Raw genomic sequence first — 16781 nt, 5'->3', positions numbered from 1 at the left:
ATGAACAAGAAGATCGTCGCAGTGGCCGGTCTGGCCCTCGCCCTCACTGCGTGCGGCAAGGAGGGCGGCACCGGCGGCACGACCGCAGCCGCGCCGAAGCCGGGGGAGAAGCCGAGCATCTGCCTGGTGATGAAGTCGCTGGCCAACGAGTTCTTCCAGCAGATGCAGAAGGGCGCGGAGGAGCACGCCGCCAAGCGCGGCGACCTCGCCCTCAGCGTGGTCGGCATCCAGAACGAGACCGACATCGACAACCAGGTCGCCGCGGTCGAGAAGTGCGTCACCCAGCAGGCCAAGGCCGTGGTGATCGCCCCGGCCGACTCCCGCGCGCTGGTCCAGCCGCTCAAGCGGGCGGTGGACGCCGGGGTGCACGTGGTCAACATCGACGTCCAGCTCGACGAGGGCGCGATGAAGGCCGCCGGCATCGCCGACAAGGTGCCCTTCGTCGGGCCCGACAACCGCGACGGCGCCAAGCAGTCCGGCCTGGAGCTGGTCAAGGCCCTCGGCAAGGACGCCGAGGTGGTCATCCTGGAGGGCAACCCGGGCGCCGCCAACGCCACCCAGCGCAAGGCCGGGTTCGAGGACGCCATCAAGGAGGGCGGCCTCAAGCTCGTCGACTCCAAGACCGCGCACTGGGAGACAAACGAGGCGCACACCGTCTTCGGCAACATGCTCACCGCCCACCCCGGCATCAAGGGCGTGCTGGCCGCCAACGACAACATGGCGCTCGGCGCGCTCAAGGCGATCGAGGAGCAGGGCAAGAAGGACCAGATCAAGGTCGCCTCGTTCGACAACATCCCGGCCATCGCCTCCTACGTCAAGAGCGGCGCGGTCGTGGCCACCCTCGACCAGTACGGCGCGCAGCAGGCCGCCAACGGCATCGACTACGCGATGAAGATGATCGCGGGGGAGAGCTTCAGCGGCTGGCAGAAGACCGAGATCAAGCTGATCACCAAGGACAACGTCGGATGATGACGGTCACCGGCCTCGTCAAGCGCTTCCCCGGGGTGGTGGCGCTCGACGGGGTCGACCTGGAGCTTCGCGGGGGCGAGATCCACGCTCTCGTGGGGGAGAACGGCGCCGGCAAGTCGACGCTGGTCAAGGCGCTGGCCGGGGTCCACGCGCCGGACGCGGGCACGATGACCTTCGACGGCCGGCCGTACACCCCGGCGGGCGCGGCCGACGGGCTGGCGGCCGGCATCTCGGTGGTGCACCAGGAGCTGGCGCTGCTGCCGTACCTCACGGTGGCCGAGAACTTGTTCCTGCGCGAGCTGCCGCGCAAGGCCGGCGTCGTCGACCGGCGGCGGCTGCGCGAGGCGGCGGCGCGGCTGCTGGCCGAGGTCGGCCTGGACGTCGCCCCCGACACCCCGGTGGAGCGGCTGGGCATCGCCCAGATGCAGCTCGTGGAGATCGCCAGGGCGCTGTCGGCCGAGTGCCGGCTGCTCATCCTGGACGAGCCGACCGCCACGCTCACCTCGCGCGAGGCGGGCCGGCTGTTCACCATCCTGCGGGCGCTGCGCGAGCGCGGGGTGGCGATCGTCTACATCTCCCACCACCTGGAGGAGGTGCTGGAGCTCGCCGACCGGGTCACCGTCCTGCGCAACGGGCGCAGCATCGCCTCGATGCCGATGACCGGCGTCACCGCGCCCGACCTGGTCAAGCTCATGGTCGGGCGCGACCTGGCCCAGGAGTTCCCGGTCAAGCCGCCCACCGAGCCCGGCGAGGTCGCCCTGGCCGTCTCCGGGCTGAAGGTCGCCGGCTTCGAGGGCCCGCTGTCCTTCGAGGTACGGCGGGGCGAGGTCGTCGGCCTGGCCGGGCTGGTCGGCTCCGGCCGTACCGAGGCGATGCGCGCCGTCTTCGGCGCCGACCCCGCCCTGGCCGGCCAGATCGAGCTGTTCGGCCGGAAGGTGCGCATCCGGCACCCGAAGGACGCGGTGCGGGCCGGCATCAGCCTGCTCACCGAGGACCGCAAGTCCCAGGGCCTGGTGCTCGACCTGCCGATCAGCGCCAACGTCACGCTGGCCAAGCTCCGCGGCTTCCTGCTGCGCTTCGGCCAGGAACGCGCCCTGGCCCAGGACCTCGGGCAGCGCCTGCACCTGCGCTCGGCCGGCGTGAGCCAGCACGTGCGCACGCTGTCGGGCGGCAACCAGCAGAAGGTCGTCCTGGCCAAGTGGCTCAACGCCGGGGCCGACGTGCTGATCGTGGACGAACCCACCCGCGGCATCGACGTCGGCGCCAAGTACGAGATCCACGAGCTGCTCCTCGGCCTGGCGGCGCAGGGCAAGGCCCTGCTCGTCGTCTCCTCCGACCTGCCGGAGCTGATGGGGATCTGCGACCGGATCCTGGTCTTCTCCCGGGGCAGGATCGCCGGCTCGGTGCAGCGGGCCGACTTCGACGCCGAGCACATCCTCACCCTCGCCTACTCGGGCTACCTCAAGAACGGTGAAACACCATGATCAAAAGGCTCGTGCTCGGCGAGGCCGGCATCGGCGTCGCCCTCGTGGTGCTCGCGGGCTTCTTCGTCGTCGCCGCGCCGAACTTCGCCACCGAGCAGAACCTGCGCAACATCATGACCCAGATCACCCTGAACACCGTGCTCGCGGTGGGCATGACCTTCGTGATCCTGGTCGGCGGCATCGACCTGTCGGTCGGCTCGGCGATGGCGCTGTGCGCGGTGGTCTCGGGCACGCTGATGGCCGGGTCGTCCTCCCCGGTCACCCTGCTGGCCGGCATCCTGCTCAGCATGCTCGTCGGGGCGCTCGTCGGCCTGGCCAACGGGTTCATCTCCGAACAGTGGCGGGTGCCCTCGTTCATCGTCACGCTGGCCATGCTCAACATCGCCCGTGGCGCGGCCGAGCGCTACACCAACGCGGCCACCATCTACGACCTGCCCGCCGGGCTCAACGAGTTCGGCACCCTGACCGTCCTCGGCGTCCCCGCGGTCTTCTGGGTGGCGCTGCTGCTGGTCGGCGTGGGCTGGTTCGTGCTGTCCCGTACCGTCTTCGGGCGGCTTGTCTACGCCACCGGCAACAACGAGGAGGCCGTGCGGCTGTCCGGTCACAAGACCGCCCGAATCAAGATCGCCGCCTTCGTCATCGCCGGGTTCACCGTCGGCATCGCGGCCATCCTGTACATGGCGCGGCTCAACATCGCCAGCCCCATCCTGGGCCAGGGCTACGAGCTCAACGCCATCGCCGCCGTGGTGATCGGCGGAGCCAGCCTGATGGGCGGCCGTGGCTCCATGGTCGGCACCTTCCTCGGCGCCTGCCTGCTCGGCGTGCTCACCAACGGGCTGCTGCTCATGGGGGTCTCCGACTTCGAGCGGCAGATCATCACCGGGCTGGTCATCCTCATCGCCGTGGTGCTCGACGCCTACCGGCTGCGCCTGGCTCGCAAACTCGCCGTCACCCAGCCCGCCCAGGCCCTCACCCCGGTCACCGGCTAGAACGGGCCGGCCACCTCGCGGTCAGCACGTGGACGACGTTGACCGCGAGGGGGCCGCGGTGTCACGCATGGTTTTGATCGCCTTGTCGATCAATCCGAAGTCAGAGATTCGGGCGAACCACCTGGATGGTGATCACTTCTTCGCCCTCGTGAAGAGTGATCGTGTACCAGATGGTGACGTCATCGCTGATGAGGTTCAACTCGTAGGCGTTCGGAACCCCGTCCATCGGGTCGGCGAGCGACGGACGCGGGTCCTCCAGCAGGGTGAAGACGGCGAGTTGGACAGGCCTGCGCAGACCTTCCGGTAGGGCTTCGATCTGCTCCCAAGCGCGCTCGGGAAAGGCGATGCGGCGGTCAGCCACTGATGCCCCACTCAGCGGCGAGCTCGTCCCGTGTGAATGTCCGCACGGCGCCGGGATGGGCGGCATTCTCCATGATGGCGCGCATCGCCTGCTGGCGACCGATCTCACGGCGCAACCGTCGGACCTCGGCCTTGAGGGCCTCGTACTCGTCACGAGGGATGGTGATGACCTCATCGTGCTGGTGCGCCGTCATGCTCCCACGCTACCCGCTTGCGACGACAGATTCCGGGCGCACCAGCCAAGCAGGAGATCAGCACTCGATGACGTTGACCGCGAGGCCGCCGCGGGAGGTCTCCTTGTACTTGTCGAGCATGTCCCGGCCGGTGTCGCGCATGGTCTTGATCGCCTTGTCCAGGGAGACGAAGTGTTTGCCGTCGCCGCGCAGGGCGAAGCGGGCGGCGGTGATGGCCTTGATGGAGGCCACGGCGTTCCGCTCGATGCAGGGGATCTGGACGAGGCCGCCGATGGGGTCGCAGGTGAGGCCGAGGTTGTGCTCGATGCCGATCTCGGCGGCGTTCTCGACCTGCTCGGGGGTGCCGCCCAGGACCTCGGTGAGGCCGGCGGCGGCCATGGAGCAGGCCGAGCCGACCTCGCCCTGGCAGCCGACCTCGGCGCCGGAGATGGAGGCGTTCTCCTTGAACAGCACGCCGATGGCGGCGGCGGTGAGCAGGAAGCGCACCACGCCGGCGTCGTCGGCGCCCGGGACGAAGCGCGAGTAGTAGGTGAGGACCGCCGGGATGATGCCGGCGGCGCCGTTGGTGGGGGCGGTGACGATCCGGCCGCCGGCGGCGTTCTCCTCGTTGACGGCCAGGGCGAACAGGCCGACCCAGTCCATGGTCTGGAGCGGGTCGTGCGAGGGCGTCTCGGCCTGGAGGCGGCGGTGGAGCTGGTGCGCGCGACGCCTGACCTTGAGGCCGCCGGGCAGGACGCCCTCCTTGCCGATGCCGCGGCGCACGCACTCGGACATCACGTGCCAGATGTCGAGCAGCTTGGCGCGGATCTCGGCCTCGGTGCGGCCGAAGGCCTTCTCGTTCTCCATCATCAGCCCGGAGATGGACAGCCCGGTCTCCGAGCACTGGGCGAGCAGCTCGGCCGCGGTGCTGAAGGGGTACGGCAGAGCCGTGTCGTCGGGCTTGATGCGGTCGGCGCCGGTGGCGTTCTCGTCCACGACGAAGCCGCCGCCGACGGAGTAATAGACCTTCTCCCGCAGCACGTCGCCGTTGGCGGCGTAGGCGGTGAAGCGCATGCCGTTGGGGTGGCCCGGCAGCGAGATCTTGCGTTCGAAGACGAGGTCCTCGCCGACGACGAAGGGGATGGTGTGCGTGCCGTACAGGTCGATCTTGCCGGAGGCGCGCATCTGGGCCAGGCGCTCGTCCACGGTGTCGACGTCGACCAGTTCGGGCTTCTCGCCGGACAGGCCCAGGAGCACGGCCTTGTCGCTGCCGTGGCCCTTGCCGGTCAGGCCGAGCGAGCCGTACAGGATGGCTTCGACCCGGGCGACGTCCGGCAGGAGGCCGTCGGCGTCGAGGCCACGGGCGAACTTGTGCGCGGCGGCCATGGGCCCGCCGGTGTGCGAGCTCGACGGACCGATGCCGATCTTGAAGAGGTCGAAGACGCTGATCGCCATTGACTTGCGCCTTTCACGATAAAAGGGGTACCGGGGCTCCGGACGAAGCCCCGGCCGGGAAGATCAGGACTCGCCGGAGGTGAGGGCGGTGTACTCCTCGGCGGACAGCAGGTCCTCCGCGTCGCCCTCCAGGCGGACGCGGAACATCCAGCCCTCGCCGTACGGGTCGCTGTTGACCAGGTCGGGCTTCTCCACGACGGCCTGGTTGACCTCGACCACCTCGCCGCTCACCGGGGCGTAGATCTCGCTCACCGACTTGGTGGACTCCACCTCGCCGATGGAGTCGCCCGCCTCGACGGTGGCGCCGGCCTCGGGAAGCTGCACGTAGACGACGTCACCAAGGGCCTCCGCGGCGTAGGCGGTGACGCCCACGGTCACGGTGCGGCCGTCGTCCAGGCCCGCGACCCACTCGTGCTCTTTGGTGTAGTTCAGGTCGTCAGGGATGTTGCTCACTTGTTCCTCCTGTAGAAAGGCAGCTCAACCAGGTCCATAGGCTCTTGGCTGCCCCGGGTGTCGACGGCTAGGCCGCCGGTGACGCCGGTGTCGACGTAGGCCATCGCGATCGGCTTGCCCAGGGTGGGCGAAGGGGCGCCGCTGGTGACCTCGCCGACGACCTGACCTCCGGCGACGACCGGGAACCCGTGGCGCGGGATCCGGCGGCCCTGGGCGACCAGGCCGACGAGGCGGCGCTTGGGCTCGCTCTCGCGGAGCGGTTCAAGCGCGGCCTTGCCGACGAAGTCGCCGGGCTTGTCGAATTTCACCACTCGGCCGAGGCCGGCGTCGAACGGGGTCAGGTCGGCGCTGAGCTCGTTGCCGTACAGCGGCATGCCGGCTTCGAGGCGGAGGGTGTCGCGGCACGACAGACCTGCGGGAATCATCCCGTACGGCTCGCCCGCCTTCATCAGCTCCTGCCAGAGCGCGACCGCGTCGGCGTTGCGGACGAAGAGCTCGAACCCGTCCTCGCCGGTGTAGCCCGTGCGGGCGATGAGCGCCTCGGCCCCGGCGACCGTGCCGGGCAGGCCGGCGTAGTACTTCAGGCCCGCGAGGTCGGCGTCGGTGAGCTGGGCAAGGATCTCCTGGGCCCGCGGCCCCTGGACGGCGATCAGCGCGTAGGCGTCGGAGCGGTCGTCCACGTCGGCGTCGAACCCGCCGGCCCGGTGGCGGAGCTGCTCGGCGACCATGAGGTAGTTGGAGGCGTTGGCGACGACCATGAACTCCTGGTCGGCCAGCCGGTAGACGATCAGGTCGTCGAGCACGCCGCCCTCGGCGTTGACGATCATCGTGTAGCGGGCGCGGCCCGGGACGAGCGCGGACAGGTGCCCCACCAGGGCGTAGTCCAGCAGCTCGCCGGCCTGCGGCCCGGTCACGTAGATCTCCCCCATGTGGGAGAGGTCGAACAGGCCGGCGGCCTCGCGCACGGCCCGGTGCTCGGCCGACTCGCTCCCGTAGCGCAGCGGCATGAGCCAGCCGGCGAAGTCGGTGAGGGTGGCGCCGAGACTCTCGTGGACGTCTCGCAACGGTGTGGGTCGTGCCATGTGTTCGCACCTCAGAGGCAGGGTCGGATGCCAGGATCCTCCCCCTCTGTCATGATGCCTGAGAGTTTCGCCTGGATGTTTGCCCAGACTTTCACCTTCGGCGAGGCGGCTTTCCCGGCCTGCTTTCCAGAGGTCACCCTGGCCCGTACGGTCCTTTGCCTTGAGAGGTTCGCGGGGAGGGCTTGCTCCTTCAGGGGCCCTGACCGGATGTCAGGGCTCTCTCCCGCACGGGTTCATCGGTGTCGCCTTCAGCCTAGTGGGCGGGACACCCTCTGCGAAACCCGCAAGAACCGCCTGCCGTACCACGAGAAGAAAGGTGGACGAGGGGCGGGCTCCGGCCTGGTCACCCTCAGGCCTGTCGCGCGGCCGCCCGGGTAGCCCCGGTCCCAGCTCGGCCGGCGCGAGCCGTACCCCTCGTCCACCTGCTTGACCGCGTGACCACAAACCCCCAGCCGTGGCCACGCGGGGTTCTCAGATGCGCTGCCAGAGCGCCGGGACGTTCGGCGGCTCCCATCCGGGCAGGGCGGTGTGGCCCTGCAGGCAGCGGTAGCTGACGCCCTGGTAGGTCACCGTGGCGCCGGCCGCGTAGACGGTGTAGGCCGTCCAGGTCGTCTCGCCCCCGCCGCCGCCGACGGTCAGCGAGAAGCTCGCCGAGCGGTCGGAGTTGCCGCGCAGGGTGATCTGGTGGGTCCCGGCCGGGGTGCCGGCCGCGACGGCGATCGTCACGGTGGCGGACTGGCCGGACTGGATCTGGACCGGGCTGAAGGAGACGGTCACGCCGGAGGGGGCGCCGGTGGCGGTCAGGCTGACCGGCTTGGCGTTCCCGCTGGTGACCGTGGTGTTCAGGGTCGCGGTCGTGCTCTGGCCCGGCTGGACGGTGGCCGAGGACGGGCTGACCGCCATCGAGTAGTCGTCACCGGTCGGGGTGCCGACGACCAGCGTGAAGGTCGCCGTCTTGGTGGAGTTGCCGCGCAGGGTGATCGGGTAGGTCCCGGCCGCGGTGCCGGCGCCGGCGGCGACGGTCACGGTGGCGGACTGGCCCGACTGGATCTGCGCCGGGCTGAAGGAGACGGTCACACCGGAGGGGGCGCCGGTGGCGGTCAGGCTGACCGGCTGGGCGCTGCCGCTGGTGATCGTCGTGGAGACGGTGGCGGTGGTGCTCTGGCCGGGCTGGACGGTCGCCGAGGACGGGCTGACCGCCATCGAGAAGTCGTTGCCGGGCTGCGAGGTCACCGCGAGCTGCCACAGGACGTGCGCGGCCGCGTCGGCGTTGCGGTCCAGGGCGGTGGTGTTGACGTTGGCCGGCCAGGTGTCGCACGCCGAGTGGTAGCAGCGGTCGAAGGACTGGTTGGCCTGGCCGCCCCACTTGGCCGCCTGGGCGGCGCTCTTGCGCTCGCTGGCGCCGGTGAAGACGCCGCCGACCCGCACGCCGGCGTTCTTGAACGAGGCGTGGTCGCTGCGGCCGTCGCCGATCCGCTCCGGCTCGGTCTGGATGCCGAGCGTGGCGTAGTAGTCGTTGAACAGGCGCTGCAACTGGGTGTCGTCGTCGTAGACGAAGTAGCCCGGGTTGGGCGAGCCGGTCATGTCGAAGTTGAGGTAGGCCTCGACGCCGGAGGCCCCGCCGTTCTGGACGTAGTACCGCGAGCCGACCAGACCCGACTCCTCGGCGCCCCACCAGCCGAAACGCACGTGCTTGCCGAGCGTCGGCCGCTGGGCGGCGACGGCGAGCGCGACCTCCAGCAGGGAGGCCGAGCCGGTGCCGTTGTCGTTGATGCCGGGGCCGGAGGTGACGCTGTCCAGGTGGGCGCCGAGCATGATGGTCGGGCTGGCGGGTCCCTGGGGCCAGTCGGCGATGAGGTTGCTGCCGCCGCTGAAGTTCTGGACGCGGGTGGTGTACCCGGCGGCGTCGAGCTTGCCCTTGATGTAGTTGAGCGAGGCGGTGTAGCCGGGCCGGCCGGAGGCGCGGTTGCCCCCGTTGGCCTGGGCGATCGACTGGAGCTGGCTCAGGTGCGCGGTGATGCTGCCGAGCGGGATGTCCGGGGCGGCGACCGCGCCCTGAGCGGGAGCGGCGGCCAGCCCGGTCAGCGTGAGCAGGCACGCGACTGCTGACAGAAGTGCTTTCTTCACGGGAAGAGCTCCTAGGAGGGCCCGGCCCCCTCGCGGGGGCCGGGTGCTCGATGGGTCAGAGTCGCTGCCAGAGGGCCGGGACGTTCGGCGGCTCCCAGCCGGGGAGGCTGGTGTGCGCCTGGAGGCACCGGTAGGAGACGCCCTCGTAGGTCACGGTCGCGCCGACCGCGTACGGGGTCCACGTCTGCCAGGTGGTGCCCTGGCTGCCGCCGACGGTCAGGCTGAAGGTGGCCGAGCGGTCCGCCGAGGCGCCGTCACCGGAGATGGTGATCGGGTAGGTGTTCGGCGAGACCGAGGCGCCCACCGAGATGGTCACGGTGGAGGACTGGCCGGACTGGATGGTCGCCGGGCTGAAGGAGACCGTCACGCCCGCCGGGGCCCCGGAGGCGCTCAGCGTCACCTGCTGGGCGTTTCCGCTGGTCACCGTGGTCTGGAGGGTGGTGGTGGCGGAGGAGCCGGCCTGGACCGAGGCGCTGCTCGGGTTGAGGGCCATGGAGTAGTCGTCGCCCTGGCTCGCGCCGATCTGCAGGCTGTAGCCGGCCTGGCGGTCGACCGAGGCGCCGTCGGCGATCACGGTGACCGAGTGGGTGCCGGCCGGGCTGCCCGAGGTGGTGGCGAGGGTCAGGGTGGAGGACTGCCCGGACTGGATGGTGGCCGGGTTGAAGGTGGCGGTCACGCCGGCGGGGAGCGGGCCGGTGCGCAGGGTGATCTGCTGGGCCGCGCCGCTGGTCACCGCGGTGCTCACGGTGGTGGTGGCGCTGCCGCCCGGCTGGACGGTGCCGGAGGCCGGGTTGAGGCTGACCGAGAAGTCGGGACCCTGCGAGGAGCAGGTCGGGTCACCGGCGCGCGGGCCGAGGTTGATGCCCTTCCAGGCCTCCAGCACCACGTTGAACTCGGTGCAGCTCGGCGCGAAGAGGGTCTTGGCGGCGTTCAGCGTGGCGACGCGGGCCTTGAGGTGGGTCCAGGGCGCGGTCTTGTTGTTCAGCGCGGTCATGAAGATCTGACCGGCCTTCTGGACGCCGAGACCGGTGATCGCCGGGCCGTTGTCGCAGCGGGTGCTGGCGCTGGTGCCGGCGGCGGTGAGCACGAACCAGTGGTTCTGCGGGCCCGCTCCGGCGTGGACCTCGGGGAAGGAGCCGGTGTAGCAGTTCGGGTGGCTCAGCGCGGAGGGGTTGGCCATGTTGCGGATCGCGCCGCCGGGGCCGCTGCCCAGACCGGTCTCCTCGCCGACCAGCCAGTCCGGCGGGTCGTTCGGGTTGTTGGCGTAGTTCTCGACCAGGGCGCCGAAGATGTCACCGGTGGACTCGTTCAGGCCGCCGGCCTCGTTGCCGCTGCCCGCGCCGCCCGGGGTGGTCTGGAAGATGGCGTGGCCGTACTCGTGGCCGACGACGTCCATGGGGACCAGGTTCTTGCGGGCGGTGCCGGACTTGCCGTTGTGCCCGAAGTTGGTGTAGCTGCCGTTCCAGTAGGCGTTCGCCTCGGCCAGGCCGACGCGCGCCGGGAAGCCGCGGCCGTTGCCGTCGATGCCGTTGCGGTTGAGCCATGCGCGCAGCATGTCCCATTCCTTCTGCACCGCGTAGAGGACGTCGGCGCAGGCGGTGGGCAGGTCGGCGTTGCCGCCGTTGCCCAGCACGCCGCCGGAGACGGCGTAGGCGGCGCCGTTCTGGCCGCCGCACTGGATGCCGGGGCGGGTGGGGTCGGTGGCGCTGGTGGCGGCGGTGTCGATGGTGACGGTGCCGTTGTGGTGGCCGTTGCCGGTGGTGTCCTTGACCAGGTCGTAGGAGTCGATGACCTTGCCGGAGACCGCGTCCACGAAGACGTGCAGGACGCTCGGCTTGGCGCTGGTGACCACGACCTCCCAGGCGAGCCGCGGCTTGCCGGTGGTGACGTGGACGACCAGGGAGGGGGTGCTGACGGTCTGGACCCGGCGGGACAGGGCGCGCGCCGTGACCGCCGCGGTGGCGGCGGTCACCGACGGGGTGGTGCCCACCTGGATCTCGGCCTCCTGGCCGGTGACGACCGAGTTGATCACTTGGCCGCTGGCGTCGGTGCCGACGACGACCTCACCACCGTGGACCGGTAGTCCCTTGTAGGACCGGCTGTAGGTGAGGAAGCGAAGGCCCTTGACGCCCTCGACGGCGCTCTGGAGCTGGAAGTCCTCCTCCGCGGTGGCGTGGAGGGCGGAGGCGTTGGTCAGGAGGGCGCCCTTCGCTGTCGAGAGGGCCAGCTCCTGGGGAGGGTCCGCTTGGGTTTGCGCGCTTGCGTTGCCCGTGAGGGTGAGGGCCAACGCGAGCACGGCGGCGGCCCCCAACCCGAGTTTGGGGTTCACTCTGGTGGCTCCTTGTGGGGGGTGTTACGGCGGAGCCCCGGCCGGCTGGGGTTGACACAAGTGCACACCGGCCGTTCAGCTAGCGGTAACCCAACAAAATGCCATAACGCCGCGCTATAGCGGCTTATGGTGCCTCAACCAGGCCCGATAGTCCGGGCTGCGCACCGCCTCGGCCCAATAGGTCTTGGTCACCGCCTGCACCAGATCCTTCGCGTGCGGCGCGATGGGCCCTTGCTCGGTCCAGCCGAGCAGGTGCCGGAAGCGCAGCGGGGAGTCCTTCAGTGGGCGGATGACGATGCCCTCGCGGGCCGGGCCGCTGGCTTGGAACAGCCCGACGCAGCGGCCCTCGGAGATCAGGTCGAGCGCCACGTCCACGGTCACCCCGTAGGCCACGCGCGGCACGAAGCCGTGCTCGGCGCAGGTGCGCCAGAAGTGCTCGCGGGGGGCGGCGTCCAGGACGCCGGGCTGGGCCCAGTCCTCCTCGGCCAGGTCGGTGAGGTCGATCTCGTCCCGACCGGCCAGCGGGTGCAGCGGCGACAGGCCGATGAAGATCGGCTCGGTGGCGATGGCCGCGTAGGCCGCGCCGGAGGGCGGGATCATCTCGTGGCCCGGGTACTCGTCGAGGCTGCCCAGTTCGATGCGCGCCGAGTCCAGCAGGTCGGGGATGACCTCGGTCGACTCCTCGGTGCGCAGGGTGACCTCGGCCTCGGGTAACAGCCGGTGCACGCTCTTGGCGACCATGCCGGCCAGCCGGGTCAGCGCGCACGCTATCCGGATCTGGGAGGCGTCGCCCGAGAAGCGCCGGGCGCTGCGTTCCAGATCGTCGAAGGCGGGCAACAGCGACCGGGACCGTGCCAGCAGCCAGTAGCCGAGCGCGGTCGGTCGGGCGCCGTCGTGGCCGCGCTCGAACAGGCGGCCGCCGAACATGCGCTCGATCCGGCGCAGCTGCGCCGCCAGGGCGGGTTGTGACATGCCGAGCGTCGCCGCCGCCTTGGAGATGCTCCCGGTGTCGGCGATCGCGCACAGCACTCTCAGATGACGAACCTCGAGCTCCACACCAAGAGCTTATTAGTAAAGAACCTTTTCAGTAAGGCCCAAATATTGAGGTCAGCAGGCGGCCACGAGGGCCTCGAAGAGCAGGCAGTCCTCGGCCGCCTCCGGGTGCCACTGCACGGCCAGCGCGAACGGGTGCGAGCCCAGCTCGACCGCCTCGACGGTGCCGTCCTCGGCGCGGGCCGAGACGGTCAGGCCGGGCGCCAGCCGGTCGATCGCCTGGTGGTGGTAGTGCGGCACGGTCGGCTCGCCGGGCAGGATGGCGGCCAGCCGGGTGTCCGGCTCGACCTTCACCGGCAGGTGGCCGAAGGTGGCCGGGGCAGGGGAGTGGCCCTCGTGGCCGACCACGTCGGGCAGGTGCTGGTGCAGGGAGCCGCCCAGGGTGACGTTGAGGACCTGCAGGCCCCGGCAGACCCCGAGGTACGGCAGGCCGCGGCCGAGCCAGGCGTCCAGCAGGCCGAACTCCGCCCGGTCGCGAAACTCCCGGACGTAGCCGACGCGCTCGTGGGCGGCTTCGCCGTACCGGCCGGGGTCGATGTCGCCCCCGCCGGCCAGGATCAGCCCGTCCAGCCGCGAGGCCAGCACGGACGGGTCCCCGGCCGGCGGGATGAGCACCGGCTGGCCGCCCGCCCGCACCACCTGGTCCACGTACATGGCCGGCAGGAGCGCCGCGGGCATGTCCCACACGGTGAAGCGCGCGGGCTCGACGTAACACGTGATGCCGATGATCGGGCGGGCCATGGCGGGCTCCCTCTACAGCGGGGTGACGTAGGCGCCGGAGATGCCGCCGTCGACCAGGAACTCCGCCCCGGTGATGAAGGAGGCGTCGTCGGAGGCCAGGAAGGCGACGGCGGCGGCGATCTCGGCCGCCTCGGCGAAGCGGCCCACCGGGATGTGCACCAGGCGGCGCTGGGCGCGCTCGGGGTCCTTGGCGAACAGCTCCTGCAGCAGCGGCGTGTTGACCGGGCCGGGGCACAGCGCGTTGACCCGGATGCCCTCGCGGGCGAACTGCACGCCGAGCTCGCGCGACATGGCCAGCACGCCGCCCTTGGAGGCGGTGTAGGAGATCTGCGAGGTGGCCGAGCCCATCACCGCGACGAAGGAGGCGGTGTTGATGATGGAGCCCTTGCCCTGCCGCTGCATGTACGGGATGGCGTGCTTGCAGCAGAGGTAGACGCTGGTCAGGTTGACCTCCTGCACCCGCTTCCACGCCTCCAGGCCGGTCTCCAGGATGGAGTCGTCGTCGGGCGGGGAGATGCCGGCGTTGTTGAAGGCGATGTCCACGCTGCCGTAGGTGTCGAAGGCGGTCCGGAACATGGCCTGGACGTCTTCCTCGCTGGTGACGTCCGCCTTGACGAAGATCCCGCCGACCTCGGCGGCGGCCTTGGTGCCGGCCTCCTCGTCGATGTCGACGCAGACGACCTTCGCGCCCTCCTCGGCGAAACGCCGGGCGGTGGCCAGGCCGATGCCGCTGCCCGCGCCGGTGATCACGGCCACGCGGTCCTGCAAACGCTGCATGCTCAGTCCTTGCTTACTCGTAGGAGATGAAGACGTTCTTGGTCTCGGTGAAGGCGTCCACCGCGTCGGGGCCCAGCTCGCGGCCGAGGCCGGACTGCTTGAAGCCGCCGAACGGGGTCCAGTAGCGGACGCTGGAGTGGGAGTTCACGCTGAGCGTGCCGGACTCCACCGCGCGCGCCACCCGCAGGGCCCGGCCCACGTCGCGGGTCCAGATCGAGCCGGACAGGCCGTAGCGGCTGTCGTTGGCCAGCCGGATCGCCTCGGCCTCGTCGGCGAAGGGCACCACGGTGACGACCGGCCCGAAGATCTCCTCGACGAAGGAGCGGTCCGTGGGCTGCCCGGCCAGCACGGTCGGCGGGAACCAGAAGCCCTTGCCGTCCGGGCAGGCGCCCTGGACGAGCGGGTCGCGGTCGATGAAGCCGCGCACCCGCTCGCGGTGCTCGGCGCTGATCAGCGGGCCCATGGCGGTGCCCGGGTCGAGCGGGTCGCCCACCTTGACCTCGTGCACGGCCCGGGCGAGCAGCTCCACGAACTCGTCGTGCACGTCCCGCTGGACGAGGATCCGGGAGCGGGCGCAGCAGTCCTGGCCGGAGTTGTCGAAGACCGCGCCGGGCGCGCTGGCGGCGGCCTTGGCCACGTCGGCGTCGGCGAAGACGATGTTGGCCGACTTGCCGCCCAGCTCCAGCGTCAGCCGCTTGACCTGGCCGGCGCACGTGGCGGCGATCTCCTTGCCGACCTCGGTCGAGCCGGTGAAGACGATCTTCGCGACGTCCGGGTGCTCGACCAGCCGGGCCCCGGCGCTCTCACCCTCGCCCGGCACCACCTGGAGCACGCCCTCGGGCAGGCCCGCGGCCAGGGCCAGCTCCTGCAGCCGCAGGGCGGTCAGCGGGGTCCACTCGGCCGGCTTGACGATCACCGTGTTGCCCGCGGCCAGCGCCGGGGCGACGCCCCAGGTCATGATCACCATGGGGAAGTTCCACGGGACGATGATCCCCACCACGCCGAGCGGCTCCTGGAAGGTCACGTCGATGCCGCCCGCGACCGGGATCTGCCGGCCGTGCAGCCGCTCGGGCGAGCCGGCGTAGAAGTCGAGCACGTCACGGACGTTGCCCGCCTCCCAGCGGGCGTTGCCCAGCGGGTGACCGGAGTTGGTCGTCTCCAGCAGGGCCAGCTCCTCGGCGTGCGCCTCGACCTGACGGGCGAAGGCGCGCAGCAGCCGGGCGCGGTCGCCGGGGGAGACCTCGCGCCAGGTGGCGAACGCCTTCCTGGCACGCTCCACGGCTCGGTCGATCTCGGCCGCGCCGGCCATCTCGACGTCGGCCACGACCTCTTCGGTCGCCGGGTTGATGATCTTCATCGATACAGCCTCTCGAAACCCAGGCTCTTCACGGTCACAGCCTCTCGAAGCCGCGGAAGAGCTCCCAGTCGGTGACGGCCGCGTCGAAGGCGGCCAGCTCCACCCGGGCGTTGTTGGCGTAGTGCGCGACCACCTCGTCGCCGAAGCTCTCGCGCGCGAGCTTCGACCCCTCGAACAGGGCGAGCGCGTCACGCAGCGTGTGCGGCACGGTCTCGGCCTCCGAGGCGTAGGCGTTGCCGGGGAACGGATCCTCCAGCGCCAGCTCGTTCTCGATCCCGTGCAGCCCCGCGGCGATCAGCGCCGAGACCGCCAGGTAGGGGTTGACGTCCCCGCCCGGCACCCGGTTCTCCACCCGCAGCGAGTGGCCGTGCCCGACCAGCCGCAGCGAGCAGGTGCGGTTGTCCACGCCCCACTTCACCGCGGTCGGCGCGAAGCTGCCCGGCACGAAACGCTTGTAGGAGTTGATGTTGGGCGCGTAGAGCAGCGTCATCTCGCGCAGGCAGGCGAGCTGGCCGGCGATGAACTGCTCGCCCAGGCGCGACAGCCCGTGGCCGCCGTCGCCGGCCATGACCGCCTCGCCCGACTCCGAGCGCACCGAGATGTGCACGTGGCAGGAGTTGCCCTCGCGCTGGTTCGGCTTGGCCATGAAGGTGATCGCCTTGCCCTCCTGGGCGGCGATCTCCTTGGCGCCGTTCTTGTAGATCGCGTGGTTGTCGCAGGTGCGCAGGGCGGTGTCGTAGCGGAAGGCGATCTCGTGCTGGCCGAGGTTGCACTCGCCCTTGGCCGACTCCACGTACATGCCCGCGCCGTCCATGGCCAGGCGGATGCGCCGCAGCAGGGGCTCCACGCGAGCCGTACCGAGGAGTGAGTAGTCGACGTTGTAGAGGTTGGCCGGGTGGAGGTCGCGGTAGGCCTGCCGCCAGGCCTGCTCGTAGCTGTCGTCGTAGACGACGAACTCCAGCTCCGTGCCGACGTAGGCGACCAGGCCGCGCTCGGCCAGCCGGTCGATCTGGCGGCGCAGGATCTGCCGCGGCGAGGCGATCACGTCGGAGCCGTCGCCCCAGGTCAGGTCGGCCATCAGCAGGACCGTCCCGTCCTGCCACGGCACGCGGCGCAGGGTGGACAGGTCGGGGCGCATCATGAAGTCGCCGTACCCGCGTTCCCATGACGACATCGCGTAGCCGCCGACGGTGTTCATGTCCACGTCCACCGCGAGCAGGTAGTTGCAGCCCTCCGAGCCGTGCGCGAGCACCTCGTCGAGGAAGAACCTGGCCGACAGCCTCTTGCCCTGCAACCTGCCCTGCATGTCCACCAGCGCGAGCAGGACGGTGTCTATCCGGCCGGCCGACACCTCGACCCGCAGTTCCTCGAGCGATATCACCGCGAAACGCTCCTGTTCCCGTTTATTGGGCTAGTGTCAGACCATTGATGT

At 70.6% G+C, this 16781-nt stretch carries 15 protein-coding genes and 1 riboswitch; of the genes, 3 read left to right on the top strand and 12 right to left on the bottom strand.

All coding sequences use genetic code 11. The features are described 5' to 3' along the window. Genes ACIBG7_RS00850 through ACIBG7_RS00840 form a run of 3 tightly spaced genes read left to right on the top strand, consistent with a single transcriptional unit; the run spans position 1 to position 3442 of the window. Positions 1-969 carry a sugar ABC transporter substrate-binding protein gene (locus ACIBG7_RS00850; RefSeq protein WP_357917858.1) on the top strand — a complete coding sequence of 323 codons (969 nt, stop codon included), beginning with the start codon at positions 1-3 and terminating at the stop codon, positions 967-969. Beyond that, positions 966-2453, top strand: coding sequence for a sugar ABC transporter ATP-binding protein (locus ACIBG7_RS00845; protein ID WP_397334746.1), 1488 nt, complete (start codon positions 966-968; stop codon positions 2451-2453). Before ACIBG7_RS00850 ends, ACIBG7_RS00845 begins: the two co-directional genes overlap by 4 nt. Then, positions 2450-3442 carry an ABC transporter permease gene (locus ACIBG7_RS00840; RefSeq protein WP_357917862.1) on the top strand — a complete coding sequence of 331 codons (993 nt, stop codon included), beginning with the start codon at positions 2450-2452 and terminating at the stop codon, positions 3440-3442. Before ACIBG7_RS00845 ends, ACIBG7_RS00840 begins: the two co-directional genes overlap by 4 nt. Positions 3443-3542: 100 nt before the next feature. Here ACIBG7_RS00840 and ACIBG7_RS00835 read toward each other — a convergent pair whose 3' ends face one another. The 12 genes from ACIBG7_RS00835 to ACIBG7_RS00780 all read right to left on the bottom strand — a co-directional run bounded on the left by ACIBG7_RS00835 (position 3543) and on the right by ACIBG7_RS00780 (position 16727). Further along, on the bottom strand, positions 3543-3803 hold the full coding sequence (locus tag ACIBG7_RS00835) for a hypothetical protein (RefSeq protein ID WP_397334745.1): 261 nt from the start codon (positions 3801-3803) through the stop codon (positions 3543-3545). Continuing rightward, complete coding sequence (locus ACIBG7_RS00830) at positions 3796-3996, bottom strand: hypothetical protein (RefSeq protein ID WP_397334744.1); 201 nt, start codon at positions 3994-3996, stop codon at positions 3796-3798. The genes ACIBG7_RS00835 and ACIBG7_RS00830 overlap by 8 nt, the downstream gene beginning before the upstream one ends. A 57-nt stretch (positions 3997-4053) precedes the next feature. Further along, a complete protein-coding gene (locus ACIBG7_RS00825) occupies positions 4054-5430 on the bottom strand; it encodes an L-serine ammonia-lyase (RefSeq protein ID WP_397334743.1) in 1377 nt (458 codons plus the stop codon). A gap of 63 nt (positions 5431-5493) precedes the next feature. Beyond that, a complete protein-coding gene (gene gcvH, locus ACIBG7_RS00820; RefSeq protein ID WP_357917871.1) occupies positions 5494-5883 on the bottom strand; it encodes a glycine cleavage system protein GcvH in 390 nt (129 codons plus the stop codon). Next, the gene (gene gcvT, locus ACIBG7_RS00815; protein WP_397334742.1) at positions 5880-6965 is read right to left on the bottom strand and encodes a glycine cleavage system aminomethyltransferase GcvT; all 1086 of its coding nucleotides are present in this window, start codon (positions 6963-6965) and stop codon (positions 5880-5882) included. Before gcvT ends, gcvH begins: the two co-directional genes overlap by 4 nt. Before the next feature lie 138 nt (positions 6966-7103). Next, positions 7104-7201, bottom strand: a riboswitch (glycine riboswitch). 235 nt (positions 7202-7436) lie between these two features. Next, positions 7437-9092, bottom strand: coding sequence for a M28 family peptidase (locus tag ACIBG7_RS00810; RefSeq protein WP_397334741.1), 1656 nt, complete (start codon positions 9090-9092; stop codon positions 7437-7439). 55 nt (positions 9093-9147) lie between these two features. After that, a complete protein-coding gene (locus ACIBG7_RS00805; RefSeq protein WP_357917880.1) occupies positions 9148-11421 on the bottom strand; it encodes a M4 family metallopeptidase in 2274 nt (757 codons plus the stop codon). 114 nt (positions 11422-11535) lie between these two features. Next, the gene (locus ACIBG7_RS00800; protein WP_357917882.1) at positions 11536-12477 is read right to left on the bottom strand and encodes a LysR family transcriptional regulator; all 942 of its coding nucleotides are present in this window, start codon (positions 12475-12477) and stop codon (positions 11536-11538) included. A 51-nt stretch (positions 12478-12528) separates the two neighbouring features. Beyond that, entirely contained in the window at positions 12529-13215 is a 687-nt protein-coding gene (locus tag ACIBG7_RS00795; RefSeq protein WP_357917884.1) for a gamma-glutamyl-gamma-aminobutyrate hydrolase family protein, read from the bottom strand. Positions 13216-13227: 12 nt separating this feature from the next. Next, positions 13228-13992, bottom strand: a complete 765-nt coding sequence (locus tag ACIBG7_RS00790) for a 3-oxoacyl-ACP reductase (protein WP_357917887.1) — start codon at positions 13990-13992, stop codon at positions 13228-13230. A gap of 13 nt (positions 13993-14005) precedes the next feature. Next, the gene (locus ACIBG7_RS00785; protein WP_357917890.1) at positions 14006-15349 is read right to left on the bottom strand and encodes an aldehyde dehydrogenase family protein; all 1344 of its coding nucleotides are present in this window, start codon (positions 15347-15349) and stop codon (positions 14006-14008) included. A 34-nt stretch (positions 15350-15383) separates the two neighbouring features. Next, the gene (locus tag ACIBG7_RS00780) at positions 15384-16727 is read right to left on the bottom strand and encodes a glutamine synthetase family protein (RefSeq protein WP_397335334.1); all 1344 of its coding nucleotides are present in this window, start codon (positions 16725-16727) and stop codon (positions 15384-15386) included. Between the last annotated feature and the right edge of the window lie 54 nt (positions 16728-16781).

The organism is Nonomuraea sp. NPDC050328, from assembly GCF_044459405.1.
Lineage (GTDB): Bacteria > Actinomycetota > Actinomycetes > Streptosporangiales > Streptosporangiaceae > Nonomuraea.
This window is presented reverse-complemented; position numbering and strand designations above follow the sequence as displayed.